The following is a 264-nucleotide window of genomic DNA, read 5'->3' on the forward strand; positions in this document are numbered from 1 at the left end:
CCTTCGATCAGTACATGGCCGCCGACGAGCAGGGCCATGAGCAACCTGTCGACAAGGGCAAGCCTCCCTATCAAACCGGCTTCAAGGTTTTGGGCAAGCTGACTGAACCTCGGCCCGAGATCCGTCTCGTCGCCGGTGGAGGAATGCTGGTTTATGCCGTCCATAAAACTTTCCCGGTCTTATGGTGCCCATAGCGGAGGATAGCCAAATAATAGAAATGTTCAAGGAGAGATGCTCGACAACACGCCGAATAGAGAAGACCCC

At 54.5% G+C, this 264-nt stretch carries 1 protein-coding gene; it reads left to right on the forward strand.

Annotation, left to right across the window (positions count from 1 at the left end):
- On the forward strand, positions 1-194 hold a 194-nt coding region (locus AC6CHM_RS25190), incomplete at its 5' end, for a hypothetical protein (RefSeq protein ID WP_498176090.1).
- Positions 195-264 lie beyond the last annotated feature (70 nt).

This window comes from Phyllobacterium sp. GQ127 (genome assembly GCF_059758635.1).